The 14,676-nt window shown below is 61.9% G+C and carries 15 protein-coding genes; 7 read left to right on the top strand and 8 right to left on the bottom strand.

The window, feature by feature from the left end; translation table 11 throughout:
• The first annotated feature begins 53 nt into the window (after positions 1-53).
• A complete protein-coding gene (locus ABVS03_RS00410) occupies positions 54-1,010 on the top strand; it encodes an alpha/beta fold hydrolase (protein WP_368017561.1) in 957 nt (318 codons plus the stop codon).
• 79 nt (positions 1,011-1,089) lie between these two features.
• Here the strand turns inward: ABVS03_RS00410 and glmM are convergent, their stop codons facing one another.
• Complete coding sequence (gene glmM, locus ABVS03_RS00405; RefSeq protein WP_368017560.1) at positions 1,090-2,427, bottom strand: phosphoglucosamine mutase; 1,338 nt, start codon at positions 2,425-2,427, stop codon at positions 1,090-1,092.
• 180 nt (positions 2,428-2,607) lie between these two features.
• Between glmM and ABVS03_RS00400 the strand changes: the two genes are divergently transcribed.
• The 3 genes from ABVS03_RS00400 to ABVS03_RS00390 all read left to right on the top strand — a co-directional run bounded on the left by ABVS03_RS00400 (position 2,608) and on the right by ABVS03_RS00390 (position 4,573).
• Entirely contained in the window at positions 2,608-2,931 is a 324-nt protein-coding gene (locus tag ABVS03_RS00400; RefSeq protein ID WP_368017559.1) for a hypothetical protein, read from the top strand.
• Positions 2,932-2,955: 24 nt separating this feature from the next.
• Complete coding sequence (locus ABVS03_RS00395) at positions 2,956-3,717, top strand: Pr6Pr family membrane protein (RefSeq protein WP_368017558.1); 762 nt, start codon at positions 2,956-2,958, stop codon at positions 3,715-3,717.
• Between the two features lie 82 nt (positions 3,718-3,799).
• The gene (locus tag ABVS03_RS00390) at positions 3,800-4,573 is read left to right on the top strand and encodes an alpha/beta fold hydrolase (protein WP_368017557.1); all 774 of its coding nucleotides are present in this window, start codon (positions 3,800-3,802) and stop codon (positions 4,571-4,573) included.
• Here the strand turns inward: ABVS03_RS00390 and ABVS03_RS00385 are convergent.
• From ABVS03_RS00385 to ABVS03_RS00375, 3 genes are read right to left on the bottom strand one after another with little or no spacing between them, the layout of a single operon-like run.
• Positions 4,570-5,373: an alpha/beta hydrolase family protein gene (locus tag ABVS03_RS00385; RefSeq protein ID WP_368017556.1), complete on the bottom strand. Its 804-nt coding sequence runs from the start codon at positions 5,371-5,373 to the stop codon at positions 4,570-4,572. The genes ABVS03_RS00390 and ABVS03_RS00385 overlap by 4 nt on opposite strands.
• An 8-nt stretch (positions 5,374-5,381) precedes the next feature.
• Positions 5,382-6,788 carry a hypothetical protein gene (locus tag ABVS03_RS00380; protein WP_368017555.1) on the bottom strand — a complete coding sequence of 469 codons (1,407 nt, stop codon included), beginning with the start codon at positions 6,786-6,788 and terminating at the stop codon, positions 5,382-5,384.
• Positions 6,789-6,826: 38 nt separating this feature from the next.
• Positions 6,827-8,371, bottom strand: coding sequence for a hypothetical protein (locus tag ABVS03_RS00375; protein ID WP_368017554.1), 1,545 nt, complete (start codon positions 8,369-8,371; stop codon positions 6,827-6,829).
• A gap of 150 nt (positions 8,372-8,521) precedes the next feature.
• Between ABVS03_RS00375 and ABVS03_RS00370 the strand changes: the two genes are divergently transcribed.
• Entirely contained in the window at positions 8,522-8,851 is a 330-nt protein-coding gene (locus ABVS03_RS00370) for a NifB/NifX family molybdenum-iron cluster-binding protein (protein ID WP_330970925.1), read from the top strand.
• 3 nt (positions 8,852-8,854) lie between these two features.
• Here ABVS03_RS00370 and ABVS03_RS00365 read toward each other — a convergent pair whose 3' ends face one another.
• Both ABVS03_RS00365 and ABVS03_RS00360 read right to left on the bottom strand, forming a co-directional pair.
• Positions 8,855-10,606, bottom strand: coding sequence for an AAA family ATPase (locus ABVS03_RS00365; RefSeq protein WP_368017553.1), 1,752 nt, complete (start codon positions 10,604-10,606; stop codon positions 8,855-8,857).
• 1 nt (position 10,607) lies between these two features.
• Complete coding sequence (locus tag ABVS03_RS00360) at positions 10,608-11,540, bottom strand: ribokinase (RefSeq protein WP_368017552.1); 933 nt, start codon at positions 11,538-11,540, stop codon at positions 10,608-10,610.
• A 139-nt stretch (positions 11,541-11,679) separates the two neighbouring features.
• Between ABVS03_RS00360 and ABVS03_RS00355 the strand changes: the two genes are divergently transcribed.
• Entirely contained in the window at positions 11,680-11,862 is a 183-nt protein-coding gene (locus tag ABVS03_RS00355; protein ID WP_368017551.1) for an HTH domain-containing protein, read from the top strand.
• A 103-nt stretch (positions 11,863-11,965) separates the two neighbouring features.
• Positions 11,966-12,622: an HAD family hydrolase gene (locus tag ABVS03_RS00350; RefSeq protein ID WP_368017550.1), complete on the top strand. Its 657-nt coding sequence runs from the start codon at positions 11,966-11,968 to the stop codon at positions 12,620-12,622.
• On the opposite strand, the gene ABVS03_RS00345 is transcribed toward ABVS03_RS00350, so the two are convergent.
• Complete coding sequence (locus tag ABVS03_RS00345) at positions 12,619-13,878, bottom strand: sensor histidine kinase (RefSeq protein ID WP_368017549.1); 1,260 nt, start codon at positions 13,876-13,878, stop codon at positions 12,619-12,621. The genes ABVS03_RS00350 and ABVS03_RS00345 overlap by 4 nt on opposite strands.
• On the bottom strand, positions 13,875-14,555 hold the full coding sequence (locus ABVS03_RS00340) for a response regulator transcription factor (protein ID WP_368017548.1): 681 nt from the start codon (positions 14,553-14,555) through the stop codon (positions 13,875-13,877). Before ABVS03_RS00340 ends, ABVS03_RS00345 begins: the two co-directional genes overlap by 4 nt.
• Between the last annotated feature and the right edge of the window lie 121 nt (positions 14,556-14,676).

Below are 14,676 nucleotides of genomic sequence, written 5' to 3'. Positions count from 1 at the left end.
ATCAGAGGCTTCGGCCTAGGATGGGTCCGTGAGCGATTGCAGGGAGGCACGCATTGGATACATCCACGAGCGCAGGGCTCAGGAAAGAGAGCTTCACGTTTCCGAGTGCAGACGGCACCACCCAGATCCACGCAAAGATCGTGTGGCCAGAAGGCGAGCCGAAGGCCATCTTCCAGATCGTCCATGGCATGGCAGAGCACATCAGTCGCTACGAGCGCTTTGCCGAGTATCTTGCCCATGCGGGATACGTCGTCTGCGGCCATGACCAGATAGGCCACGGCGAGAGCGCAGCTCCAGAGCGCTGGGGCAAGCTTCCTGCCCAGGGCGGCGACAAGATCATGGTCGACGATATCAGGCGCATGGCAAAGGAGATGGAGAAGAGGGTGCCGGGCGTACCGCATGTGCTCTTCGGCCACTCGCTCGGATCCTATCTTGCCCGTGCCTACCTCGCAACCTACCGCGACCCTGACCTCAAGGCCTGCATCCTTTCCGGCACGGGACACGTCCCGCCTGCAGCCTCTGCCTTCATGCATGGCCTCGCTGTGCAGGCGGCAAGGCGCCACGGCGAGGATGCCTACCTCGAGATGCTCCATTCGCTCGGCGACGGTGCCTATGCAAAGCAGATCAAGAATGCAAGGACCGACTTCGACTGGCTGAGCTACAACACGGAGAACGTCGACGCCTATATCGCAGACCCAGCCTGCGGCTTCCCATTCTCTTGTGGCGGCTATGCGACGGTCTCTGCCATCACCCGCTTCGTCTGCTCTCCTGACTGCTTCGCGAAGTGGGACAAGGACCTGCCCGTCTTCTTCGTGGCAGGCGCCGAGGACCCCGTCGGCTCCTGTGGCAAGGGCGTCGAGCATGCAGCCCGGATGGCGCGCGATGCCGGCGTGAAGGATGTCTCCGTGCACATCTATGCGCACATGCGCCACGAGATCCTGAACGAGACCGATGCGGACGATGTGATGCGCGACATCCTTGTCTGGACGAAGCAGAAGGTCGGCGTCTGAGCACAGAACGACAGCATCAAGATGAGGCGGGACGCCTGCAGATGCAGACGCCCCGCCTCTTTGCTGCTTTCAGTTCGTGCTAGACGCGGTACGGTGCGAGCGCCTCGATCACGATATCGTCCGCCTTCTGGCAGAGATCCTGCTCCGGTGCCTCGGCAAGCACGCGGATCAGAGGCTCGGTGCCGGATGCACGGACGAGCACGCGGCCATTGCCCTCGAGGAAGTGTTCTGCCTCGGCCACTGCTTCCTGGATCTCGGGAGCCTCCATCACGGCATTCTTGTCCTTGACCTCGACGTTGATGAGAAGCTGCGGATAGCGCTTGACCGGACGCGTGAGCTCGGAGAGCTTCTCCTTCTCGGCACGCAGCACCTCCATGAGCCTCAAGCTTGTCATCACGCCGTCACCTGTCGTCTCGATATCGCCGAAGATGATGTGGCCGGACTGCTCGCCGCCGAGCGAGTAGCCGTTCTCACGCATGCAGGCATAGACGTTCTTGTCGCCCACGGCCGTCGCCTCGTACTTGATGCCGGCATCGTCGAAGGCACGGAAGAGGCCGAAGTTCGACATGACAGTCGGGACGACCGTATCATGGGCAAGCTTGCCATGCTTCTTGAGGTAGGTGCCGCAGACATAGAGGATGAGGTCGCCGTCGACGACATCGCCCTTCTCGTCGACCGCGATGCAACGGTCAGCGTCGCCGTCGTAGGCGAAGCCCACGTCGAGGCGGTTGTACATCACGAAGTTCTGGAGCGTCTCGATGTGCGTGGAGCCGCAGTCGACATTGATGTTGAAGCCATCAGGAGCATTGTTGATCACGTAGGTATCGGCACCGAGGGCGTCGAAGACCGGGCGGGCGACGCTCGAAGCAGCGCCGTTGGCGCAGTCGAGGCCGACCCTCATGCCCTGGAGGCTGAAGCCGCAGGAGGCAATCAGATAGGCGATGTAGCGGTTCCTGCCCTGCATGTAGTCGATCGTGCGGCCGATCGCATTGCCGGTCGCAAGCGGCACCTCGACCTTTCCATCGAGGTAGTCCTCGATCTTGAGGAGCACATCCTCGTCCATCTTGTAGCCCTCATGGTTCACGAGCTTGATGCCGTTGTCCGTGTAGGGGTTGTGTGAGGCCGTGATCATGATGCCGCAGTCGAACCCGCCATCAAGCGTCTCATAGCAGAGTCCCGGCGTCGGGATCACATGGAGCATGTAGACATCGGCGCCCGATGCCACGAGGCCCGAGATGAGGGCGCTCTCGAACATGTAGGACGAACGGCGGGTATCCTTGCCGAGGACGACACGGGCCTTCCTGCCCTGGTTCGCTCCGTAGTACCAGCCGACATAGCGGCCGATCTTGAACGCATGCTCGACATTGAGGCCTTCATTGGCCCTGCCGCGGAAGCCGTCCGTACCGAAATATTTCATCGCTCTCTCCTTGCATCGGCGCCTGCTCCACACGCAAGCAGGCCAGATCGCTTACAAGCTCGTTTCCCCATTGTAACGGTATCGCTCCCGTCTGCCGTCTGCCGATGGCTGCCCACACGGAAGAAGTAGGACTTATATGGTAGATACCACCTCATCATCGCAGCAGAATCGGAGCACGCTATGCCCAGACATTTCACAGCAGAGGACGCAGCCTTCTCGGCGGATGACGAACCCATCATGCCTGGCGGCTATATCGGATTCACGATCCTCTTTGCCATTCCGCTCGTAGGCCTTGTCTCTTCCCTCATCTTTGCCTTCGCAAGCAAGAACATGAACAGGCGGAGCTTTGCGCGTGCTGCCCTCTTCTGGCGCATCGTGTGCTACGCGCTCGTGGCCCTCTATTTCTTTGTACCGTCTGCTGCCCATGCCATGAGGAGCCTGCCGGCAATCGCTTCCGACCTTGCAAACCGTCTTGCGGCACGCCTGCCCTTCTCGCTTACGTAGCCGCGCCCAGAAAGGAGCTTCTGCATGCGGATCCATCACGCTTCCCTCTCCTTCTTGATGAAGCTTGCCATCTCTGCCCTGTGCGTCCTGGCGCTTGCCCTGACCTTCGGCTGGAGAAGCGGCTCCTGGCATTTCGAGGGGCTCCACTACTTCGCTGTCCTCATTGCCGCCGCTTCTGCCATCTACTGGCTCTGCGAGGCGATCTTTGTCCTCGTGCATCGCAAGGAGGACCGTGGCGGCTCTGTCATCGAGCCGAGCCTCAAGTATGCGCTCACGATGTGCCTTGTCGTCACCTGCACCGTCACGCACTTCCTTCTGAAGGTCGGTCCCTTCTGGGGTTGCGGCTGGGACTTCCCGTTTTTCGCCCTCCATTACCTAATTCCGGCGCTTGCCGTCGCCGACTGGCTCCTCTTCGACCGGAAGGGCCTCATGCATGGGTGGGGACCGCTTGTCTGGACCTGCCCGCTTCTGATCTATCTCCTGATCACGGAGCTCCTCGTTGCCGGCACAGGCATCGATCTTGCCGGAGACTTCCAGATCTCGGGCGTCTCACGCTATCCCTATCCCCTGCTCGATGTCACGCAGATTGGCCCCGAGCATGTCCTTCTGCTTGTCGGCTGCGGCTATGCCTTCTTCACGGCACTCGGCTACGTCGTCTTTGCCCTCGACCGCCTGCTTTCGACGGTCGGCAGGGATGCCCGTGCCGCCGAGGCCCAGGAGGAAGCCGAAGCAGAGCTGCCGATCCAGTCGCCGCTTTCGGCAGCGCCCCGCCACTTCCGCTCCTGACAGAAGACTTCCGCAGAGCGCCGTGTGCTTGCACTCGGCGCTTCTTATGTCTAGTCTTTCAAGGATGTAGAGGTGACAAGCAGTGAGATTTCATGAATTCGGGACAGACTCTCCCGATATCCTTCTAGTGGTTCAGCCCAGGCTTGTGACCTGGGACGTGCTCCTTCCTGACATCCGCCTGCTCTCCGAGCGCTACCACGTCGTCGTGCCGGTGCTTCCTGGCCATGATTTCCAGGACGGCGGCGATTTCTGGAGCGTCGAGCGCACGGCAAAGGAGCTTGAAGACGGGCTCATTGCCCGTGGCTATCTCGATATCCTCGGTGCTCTTGGCATCGATATCGGAGGATCTGTCGTCGTGCGCCTTCTGGCCGACAGCCGCATCCGCATCATGCATGCAATCATCGACGAGGGCGTCCTTCCCCATCAGGGCTCCTCGATCGTATCGAAGCTCGAGGCAGCGAGAGACTATCTCTCCTACGAGGCAGCCAAGCTCTCGGTACCGAAGGGGCTCGGCAGGCTGGCCGAGCACATCTCCTCTGAAGAGGAGCGCGGCATCATCTGCGGCACACTCCAGCGCATCTCGACAAGAAGCGTCTGGAACCTCTCTGCCTCCTGCCACAGCTATGAGCTGCCGAAGGGCCCCATCGGAGGCGGCTCGGCCGTCGAGTACTGGTACGCCGAAGGAAGCAGGAAGCGCCGCCGTCAGGACATCCGCACGGTCGAGCAGGCAATCCCTACCGCCAAGATCGTGAAGTTCCCCGACGCGCACCCGCTCGAATTCGCACTCCATCATGCACGCGAGTACAGCCTGCGCATCCAGCATGCACTCGCGCAGCCGGTGCCCGCAGCCTGCTAGGCGCTCTTCTCCTTGTCATGCAGCACATGGAAGATGAAATCGAAGGCAGCTTCGGCTGCCTTCTTCTGTGCGTCGCCCGAAAAGCCGTGGCCTGCGCCTTCGACGGTCTGAAGCGTCGCCGCCGGGAAGGTGGCGGCAGCCTTCTCGGATGAGGCCAGAGGCACGATCTCATCATTGTCCCCGTGAAGTATCAGGGTACGCCCTGGATAGGACATGTGCTCCTCGGGCACATAGCGGCGTGCCGCCTCGATATAGGACGCACCGACGGGACGGCTGAGAGCTTCCAGATGCTCCGGCAGCGGCTCTCCTTCCGGATAGGCCCTGCATGCATCCTCATGCAGCACGAAGGCAGGATAGAGGAGCACCATGCCACGGAAGAGCTCCGGATGCTCGTCTGCCGCAAGAGAGCAGACGACCCCTCCCTGAGAGGCGCCGAAGAGGAAGAGGCACTTCGGGTCGCAGAACGGCTCTTCACGCATGAGGCCGACAGCCGCCAGCAGATCTTCCTTCTCCGTCTCTATGCTCATATCCTCCCAGGAGCCATCGCTCTTGGATTCCTGTCCGCCGCCACAGAAGTCGATGTTGTAGACGACATAGCCGCGCTGGGCGAGGACCTCGGCATACGGCACGAGGGACTTATGGGAAGAGCCGAACCCGTGCGCCATTACGATGGTGGGACGCGGGAAGGGAGCGCTCTCGAAGCCTCTGGGCATCGACGTCTCGCCGTATATCTTGATCTTGCGGCCATCCTTCTTCCTGATTGTCCACTGGATATGGGTGTTGAACATCTTCTCGGGCATGGATCCCCCTATCGTGCGGCTTTGAGCGCCACATCCAGGCGCTCGCCGAAGACCTCTTCGAATGTGTCCTGGAGCCTCGTATCGGCGCGGGGCCTGCCCGGCACCGCACGCAGGCCTTCCTGCGTCTGCTCGAGGCGCAGATGGAAGACGCCGCGCCGCGCGAGGTTCCTGGCGCCGATATGCGGATTCGCGGTGCCTATGACAAGCTCGGCGCCAGCTTCTGCAATGGTGCCCATAAGGCCAGAGACAAGCTCTGCCGCCTCCGTCTGGCTGAACCAGGAGAAGGGCTCATCCCAGAGCACGATGCTTCCCGGAAGGAGCTTCGAGAGCTTCTCCCCTGCCTCGGCAAGGCCCTCTTCGACATCCTTGCCCTCAGACGAGAGCCAGACGACCTGCGTCGCTACCGGAAGCGTGAGCTCCTCGGCAGGAACCGGAAATCCCGTGAGCGCCAGAATCTCTGCCTGGCCCCAGGCAGAGAGGAACTGCCTTCTCATTGTCTCGTCTGCTCCCCCTGCAAGCCAGCACGAGATGCCCTTGGCAGAGATCTCGTCCGCAATGAGGTGGAAGCTGCCGCCCTCCGCATACGAGAGCGCATGGGCATGGTATCCCGGCTTCTCTTCAGGCAGGACATCCTCGACCTGAGGCAGGCACCAGGCACATCCTGCATCCTTGTAGGCGCTGGCAAGGTTGATTGCCGCGACGTAGAAGCCAAGCTCGTCTCTGAGTGCCGCAAAGAAGCTCCCCATGCGGCTTGTCCACTCCCAGAGCACGGGGGCCAAGGCACGCCTGGCCGAAGCGAGACGGCTTGCTCGGTCTGCGGCGGCTGCATCGTCTTCGATATCAGCCGTGACGGCACCTGTCACCTTCCAGCGCAGCCAGTCGGTGCGCCTGGGATAGCTCCTGAGCTCGTAGCGGGGCCTGAGCGTCTCCGGGTCGAGCATGGCGCTCATGAGGGCAGAGGAGGGACGGCAGATCTCGCGCAGCATCTCGTCTGCACTCTTGAGATAGCCTTCCTCCACAAGCTCTGCCATCTCGTCAGCAAAGCGCCGAAGCGCCACCGACTTCACGTCGTGGTGCATATCGCGTGCGACCTGGGCAAGCTCGGAGAGCGCCTGCACGTGCTGGGCCGCCACATCGGCAAGCGCGAGGAAATCGGAGGTGCCGGCAGCATCTGCCGCATGCACTGCCTCTCCCTGGCAGACGGCAAAGAGATGCTTCACGGCCTGTGCATGCTCGAGCGCGTCGCGCACGGCATCCTGGCGATAGGCCACCTCGGTCGCCGTGGCAAGCGGGTGGGCAAGCGCATGCTTCGCGGCAGCGGTCAGGCCTACATCCCCCTGTGCCATGAGCTTCACGAGAGCATCTGTGCCGGTCGCCTCGAGCGCTTCGTTCCAGCCAAACGGTCCTTCGCCCATGCTCCGCTCTTCGCGGTCGGCGTACAGAAGACGGATCTTCACTCTGCATCAGCTCCCTGCCTGTTTGCGGCGATGCGTGCCTTCAGCTGCTCTGTCCCCAAGCCATAGCGCTCAGCCATAGCATGAGCGGACTCCATGCCCCAGGGGGCGTGGCGGGCGAGTTTCAAGGAACGCGCCCCTGGATGCTCCGTATCGTCTGCGAAGGCAAAGCTCGCGCAGGCATGGGCAAGTCCATCGGGAATGGTCACACCATCAGGTCCTGCCGTGACAACGACAGACGCTGCTGAGGCAAGTGCCTCTTCCAGGATGAGCTCTGTGAAGGCAAGCTGGTCTGAAGGAGAGCCAGAAGGCGCAGGGCAGTCAAGGACCAGGAGGGCATCTTCGCCGGCGCCTGCAAGCGCGCCACGGATTCCTGCCATCCCGTGCTTTGCATCGTGAGTGTCCTGCATCCACGTCGAGAGTGTCCCGCGATACGGCAGATGCGCCTTGCGTGCCAGCACGGGAAGCCCCATCGAGGCACACCAGACAGCCTGGATGATGGCGCGGGCGGCCGTGGTCCTGCCGGAGTGCGGCCTGCCCGAGATGACGGCAAGGCGCTCGCCTGGCGCAAGCGTCACCGTCATAGGCACGCATCCGTCTCCAAGCGCAAGCGCTCCGTCGCAGACGTCTTTCAGCTCCACGATATCATCTGCTCCCGCAAATGTGGGCAGGGAGACAGGGCTGCCCTTTTCCTGGACCTTGTCCGTAAGCGTGAGCCAGGCCAGATAGAAGCGGACATCCCAAGCAAAGCGTGCAATCTTCTCATCGGCAAAGGCCGTATGCCTTTCGCAGAAGGTCTGAAGGGCGCGGAACTGGTCGCCGAAGTCGCGCGAGGCGGCTTCGAGGACCGCTGCGTCCATCGCAGGATCTGCCGCAGCAGGCGCAGGCCACTCAGGCTCAGGCTTTGTCTCGTAAGGCTCAAAGGGGCGGATGAGGTCCTCAAGGCCGCGGGAAAGCGCAGGCTCTCCCTGGTACTTGCGGACACGCATGCCCATATCGTCGACGAGAAGCGAGCACTGCACATAGCCGAGGAGCTTCTTCGTATGCGCGATATCGTCCTTGAGGCGCAGGTAGCTGTCAGCTGCACAGTAGCGCGCAAGGTAGCGGGCAAAGGAGCCCAGGCCTTCGCCGAGATGCGCAGAGTGGAGCGCCTCTTCGAAGCGCTCGACGAGGGTGCACCAGCGCTCGGCACAGGAGAGGAGCGCCAAGCGGCTTACATCGTCGAGGCTTGCTGCCGTGGCCGGACCGAAATGCTCGAGCACGGCTGCAAGATCGTCCAGGAGCGCCGAGAGGTCATGAGAGAACGACTCGACCGAGCGCCTCAGAGCAGGGTCTGCCATCAGGTCTGAAAAGACGCCGAGCCGCCACTCAGCGGTGCGCTCCCCTGCCGTCGCAGCGAGGAAGAGCGGACGTGCCTCGGCCCAGCGCGGATCTTGAGCGGCAGCATCGATCAGAGAATCGATCCTCCCGTCATGAAGGGCCTCTGTCATCTCTTGAGGCTCGCCTGCACCTGCATCTGGTCCCAAGATGCTCCGGTACTCCATTGCGCTCTCCTTCCGACGTCCGGCCTTCCATATTAGCAAGCCGGACAGACACTTGCCGACTCATGGTTTCATGAGACCGATTTAGGGGTACTTATCCACGTACCTGACCATAACAGCGCAGAAATCTGCCAGAACCCTTGGAAGTGTCCCATGCTTTGTGCCATCTCTCTTGCGGACGGAACGATTCCCGCCCGCTTTGCCGATACGACCGACATCATGCTCTGCCAGACAGGCAAGGACCAGCCTGAGCGCCGGATTGTCCGCCATGTCGGCAAGACCTCCGTCTCAGAGCTCATCCGCGTCCTTCTGGACGACAATGCCGAAGCGCTCATTGCAGGAGCCGTCGGCCGCGAAGCGCAGGAGCGCATCGCCGATGCCGGCATCCTCCTCTATCCGAATGTGTCAGGCACGGCAGACGAGGCGCTCGCAGCGCTTTATGCCCACAAGCTCACGCAGGCAAAGGATGCCCCGTCTGCCTGATCTTCAGAACATGATCGAGGGGCCGTCTCCGAACGGATTCTCCTTGTTGAGCGCTACCGCGACATCGTTGATATCAGAGCGGAGCCACGCTGCCTCCTGCTCTGAGGTCATGGCCGCAAGCGCACGTGCCTGTGCAAGCTTCACAGCCTCCTTGCGCACGGCTTCCGGATAGGCAGAAAAGCGCCTATAGGCTGAAAGCGCCGCCAAGGTATCGGGCGTCGCGAGCGCAGCATCTTCCGTGGCACGCTCCTCGAGCCCACGTATGCCGCAGGTATCCACACGGCCGAAGAAGAGGATATCGAGGTAGCTCACAGAGCCTGCGACCGCCACATCGGCAAAGCGGATGTAGGCACAGGTCTCGCCGAGCGTGAGCGCACTCCCTCTGCCCCTGACCAGATAGCCCATAACGGAAGCAAGAAGGAGCTCCGCTGCCGGAAGCGTGCGCTGGTCCTTGAGATGCCAGCCCTTATAGGCAGCAATCCTCCGGCTGAGAAGCTCCCGTCCTTCACGGGTCTTCGCCGCATCGCCGAAGCGGGCGCCGGCGAGAGCCTTGTTCACGCGCTTCTCGAGGTCTTCATCAGGCGCAAAGACGTTCTTCTTCGGCAGCTCGACCGTCTCGGGCGTGGCCGCATCAGCTTCAGCTTTGACTGCCTTTCCCGCCTCGGCAAGCTCCTCCACACGGTCGAAGGCAAGCTCGAGGCCATCCTCGGCACAGACGAGCGTTGCCCTGTTCGGGCCCTTCGGGTCCTGCAGGCCTGCTATAGCATGGGCTGCATAGCGATTCGCCAGCTGGTCGATCCTTCTGGCACCGAGGCCGCTCCTCTTCGCTTCCTGCGCCATCGCATCGGCCGCATCGTCCTCGATCTCGAACGTCTTGCCAGGACCCAGGAGGTTCTGGATCCTGCGTTCGAGCGAGCGCTCGGAGCCCTTCACGATCTTTCTGAGCGCAGCCCTAGAGAGCGCAGGCACGCTCACGACCGCGCCAAAGCGGCCGACAAGCTCGGGCATGAAGCCCCAGGTGATGAGGTCCTCGAGATTCGCCTCTGCATAGAGGGCATCCTTGTCCATCAAGGTATGGGCGCTCTTCGTGCCGGCAACCGTGAGCTTGTTCTCGAGCAGGCGCTTCTTCACGATATCCTCGATGCCCATGAAGGCACCGGCGAAGACATTGAGGATGCGCGAAGTATCGAGCGTCAGCTCCTTCTGCCCTGGCTGCTCCGGCTCGAGCACCATCGTCTCGCCGTCCAGGAGCTTCAGGAAGTTGCCCTGCGCATCGAAGCCACGGTTCTGGCCGGAGGCGGAGCGGACGAGCTTGTCTGCCTCATCCCAGAACGCAATGACCGGCGTGCCCGGTGCAAGCGTGAGCGCATGGGCGACCCTTCTCAGCTCCGAGGAGACGGAGTCTCCGGCCCAGCCAGCGCCCGTGATGCCCGTGCAGTCTATCGTCACGATCGGCAGCTTCAGCACACGCGCGGCAACCTTCATCAGGAAGGACTTGCCGGAAGCCGTTGTGCCGGCAAGCATGAAGGCACAGGCACGCGGCAGGTCGAGCTCATCGGTCCCTTCGGCACGCCTGAGCATCCGCTCGAGGCAGGCATACATGAGGTCCACGACTTCCTCGACGACCGCATCCTGGCCTATGACCGTACGCTCGATCTCTGACACGGCCTCGTCGCGTGGACGGGCCAGAAGCTCTGCCAGCGTATCCTCGAGCCCCGCATCCTGGGCCCTCTCCAGAATCTCAGAACCATCCATCCTATCGCCTGTTTCCGGATGCTGGCCCGAAGAGCGCGTCCACTTCTTCCGCACACGGGATGGCCTGCTGCGCCCCGACACGGGTCGCCGTGAGTCCTGCGGCATGCGTTGCGCGCTGCATGCTTTCGTCCAGCCCCAAACCAGATACATACCCCTGGGCCAGATATCCTATATACGTGTCGCCCGAGGCAGTCGTATCGACAGGACAGATCCTGTCAGCAGGCACCTCGAGGAACCTGCCGTCCTCGAGCGCGACAGACCCCTTGCCGCCGAGCGTGATGATAGCCGTAGCAGGTCCGAGGGCCGAGAGCGCTGAGAGCGCCTGCCTCTCGCTCTCCTCATCCTGGGGCAGGATGCCGACAAGGGCTTCTGCCTCTGTCTCGTTCACGCAGACGATATCGACATCTTCCCAGATGCCTGAGGGGAGCTTTTCGGGTGGCGCGACATTCAGGAGCGTGCGGATGCCCTTTGCATGGGCCGCATGGAGGACGGCGGCCGTCGTCTCGAGGTCGCACTCCATCTGGCAGAGGAGCATGTCGCCAGCATCTCCCGCGGCTGCCACGGCTTCCGCCATCTCCTCGGGCGCTTCGAGGCCATTTGCCCCATGGTCGAGGACGATCCTGTTGTCTCCCTGCGTGCGCAGGATCACGGCGACGCCCGTGCTCGTGTCGGAGAGCCTCTTCACACCAGTGGTGTCGACGCCTGCCTTGTCCAGCGCATCCACGAGCGCGGATCCGAAGACATCCTCTCCGACAGCACCGAACATGAGGGTAGGCGCTCCTGCCTTCGCGGCAGCGACTGCCTGGTTTGCGCCCTTGCCGCCCGGATTCGTGCAGAAGCCTTCGCCCGCAAGCGTCTCTCCCTGCTTCGGCATGCGCTCTGCCGCAATCGAGAGGTCCATATTGAGGCTGCCAAAGACGACGACCGTGTTCATTGTGCGCTCCTCCCTGCTGGCTGCCAGCCAGAAAATTATCAATAACTAGTATCGTTTCTGCTTCTCTTCGTTTTCACACCATCGTATACTAGGTGCCAGCATGGCCAGAGGTGCCATGCATTCGTCGAAAGGACCTCACATGGAAGTCACCGAAGCAGTGCTTGCCACGATGAAGGAGAACGGCGCCCCGATGAGCGCAGGCCAGATCGCAACCGCGACCGGCATCAACCGCAAGGAGATCGACAAGGCCATGAAGAAGCTCAAGGCCGATGGCTCCATCGTCTCTCCAGTCCGCTGCAAGTGGGAGCCCGCAGAGAAGTAGAGAAGCAGTGCGTACAAGCGCAATGCACAAGGAGGCAGCCAGGATATCCCGGCTGCCTCCTTTGCTGTATCCTTGGCATTCCGAGAAGAAAGGATCCATCACGGTGCCAGATCTAGCAGCATGCCAGCTCGTCGTCTTCGATTTCGACGGAACCCTCGCCAATACCGCGCCCTGCATCATCCGTACAGCCGAGACGGTGCTGCGGGAGGCAGGGCTTCCTGAAGAGCGCATGAAGGATGTGCCCCAGCTCATAGGGCCTCCCTTCCCGCAGGCATTCTCCCAAGTCTTCGGCTACAGCGCTAAGGATGCCCAGAAGATCACGAACCGCTACCGCGAGATCTATTCGTCGCTCGGTCCTGAGGCGTGGCCAGCCTTTGCCGGCGTGAAGGAGCTGCTAGAAGCTCTCAAGGCATCCGGACGCATGCTTGCGATTGCCAGCTCGAAGCGGATGCACCTCGTCGAGAAGTCGGCAAAGGATGCCGGCATCGCCCCCTTCTTCTCCTTCATCGAAGGCAAGAGGAGCGATGCGCCCCAGACGAAGGCAGCTACGCTTGCGTTTGTGCTCGACGAGGCAGGCACGGAGAGCGCCGTGATGATAGGTGACCGCCACTACGATATCGACGCAGCGCATGCGGTCGGCATCCCCGGCATCGGCGTCCTCTGGGGCAGGACCGCGCCGCGCGAGGAACTCGAAGGCGCAGGAGCCGAGGCCATCGCCGAGACGCCCGAAGAGCTCGGCAAGATCCTGGGGCTTGCCTAGAGCTCGACCGAGATCGTGAGCGCCTGTCCATCCGATACGGCCTCGGCGGTGCCACCATGGGCCTTTGCCGCCGCCTTCACGACCGCAAGGCCTATGCCGTGGCCCCCTTCGTAGGTGCGCGAAGGATCTGCCTTGAAGAAGCGGTCGAAGAGCTCGGGGTGTGCACCGGGAGCGAGCCCTTCCGCCTCGTTTGCGACCAAGATCTGAGCATGGCCTGGGCGGGTCCCCTTCACGGAGAATGTGACTGAAGCACCATCAGGCGAGTGCTTGAACGCATTGTCAAGCAAGATCGAGACGATCTGTCCCGCCATGCCGGCATCGGCGCGCACGACGATCCCCTCCTGGATATCGGTCGTGAACGGCTTTCCCTGCGCCGCCGATACCACTTCGAAGTCCTCGGCAACCTCCATCGCAAGCGAGGAGAAATCGACATCTTGAAGCTTCAGGGAATCTGCCCCTTCATCTGCCTTCGCAAGCGCAACGAGCTTGTCCGTGAGGCCTTCGAGCCGTTTCGTCTGGTTGTGGATGCTTTCCGTCCACTCGCTCTCGCCGTTCTCGATCTCGATCACATCGACCGCCGACTGTATGATGGAAAGAGGCGTCCTCAGCTCATGCGACGCATCGGTCACGAAGCGGCGCTGCTGCTTCTGCGCCTCCTCGACAGGGCGTATGGCAGCAGAGCTGAAGGGAATGACGATGAGGATGAAGACGGCGAGTCCGATGAGCCCCATTGCGATCGATGCCATGAGAAACGAATGGAAGTAGGCAAGGTCGTTGTAGGCATAGAGGAAGAAGACCGTCGTCTGCCCCACGGTCGAGACGACCCGATAGCGGTAGCTGCCTGCAAAGCCGCGGGGCTGCCCGGCAGCCACAGCATCCTGCGCCATCTCGACCGCGCCTTCATCGTGCACCGAGGCGATCGAGTCCATGTTGAGGGCGATCGGCGCATCCTCGGAGTCGAGCGTGACGACGAAGTAGCGCGTGTCATAGGGCACTTCCATAAGGTAGTCAGGCGAGGAGCCGTCGGAATCCGAGAGGAGCGCCGAGAGCTCGCCATCCGTATCCTCGAGATAGTCGAGCTCGGTATCGAGCCTGCGTACCGTCGCGTTCCAGTTCAGGAGATTGATGCCGACAAGGACCGAGGCCAGGACGAGCGTGCAGGCAAGAAGCGCTGCTGCCGTGACCTTGCGCCGCATGCCACGGACCGTCGGATCTGCTCCGCCGAAAAGGAGGCGCTGGAGCCTGTGCGTGCTCATTTCGTCTCCGGCATCTCGAGCCGGTAGCCAAGGCCGCGCACGGCTGCTATCTGCACTTCGGCACCGGTGCTCTTGAGCTTCTTCCTCAGGTTCGAGATGTTCACCCAGATGACGGAAGGCTCGGTATCGGAGAGGAGCCCCCAGACCTCGCGGCGGATCGCCTCCATCGAGGTAAGGCCCCCTGTGTGCGCAAGCAGGAGCTTCATGATCTTGAGCTCGTTTGCCGTGAGCTGCGCCTTCCTGCCGTGGGAGACGATCTCGGAGTTCCCCTCGTCGAGCTCGATATCCCCAAACGTCGGATGCGCCTTCACGGCCCCGGGGCTTGTGTGCGTGATTGCACGGATCCTTGCCAGGAGCTCCTTGGCGGCAAAGGGCTTCACGAGATAGTCGTTCGCGCCGGCATCGAGGCCAGCCACGCGGTCATCGATATCAGCCCTGGCCGTGAGCATGAGGATAGGGACATCCATCCCCACCTGGCGGAGCTTCCTGAGCACCGTGAGCCCATCCATCTTCGGCATCATGATATCGAGGATGATGAGGTCGAAGGAAGAGGTCTTGGCATCGTAGAGCGCCTCTTCGCCGTCGGCGGCGCCTTCCACCTCATATCCTGCATGCGAAAGTATCGCTATGAGCGCCTGCCTGAGCTCGCGCTCGTCGTCTGCCAGAAGAATCTTCACGGATGCCCTTTCTCTTATCCGGACTCTATCGTATCCCGGCCGCATTCTGCATCCGCTCCTCAAGGCCCGTCTTTTGGGAGTCTTTAGGTTTTATCTTGCTTAAGGCCCAGTTTAGGGAGGA

This window comes from Olsenella sp. AGMB03486 (assembly GCF_040884255.1).
GTDB lineage: Bacteria > Actinomycetota > Coriobacteriia > Coriobacteriales > Atopobiaceae > Olsenella_L > Olsenella_L kribbiana.
The sequence above is the reverse complement of the archived record's forward strand: the minus strand, read 5'-3'. Positions and strand labels throughout refer to the sequence as shown.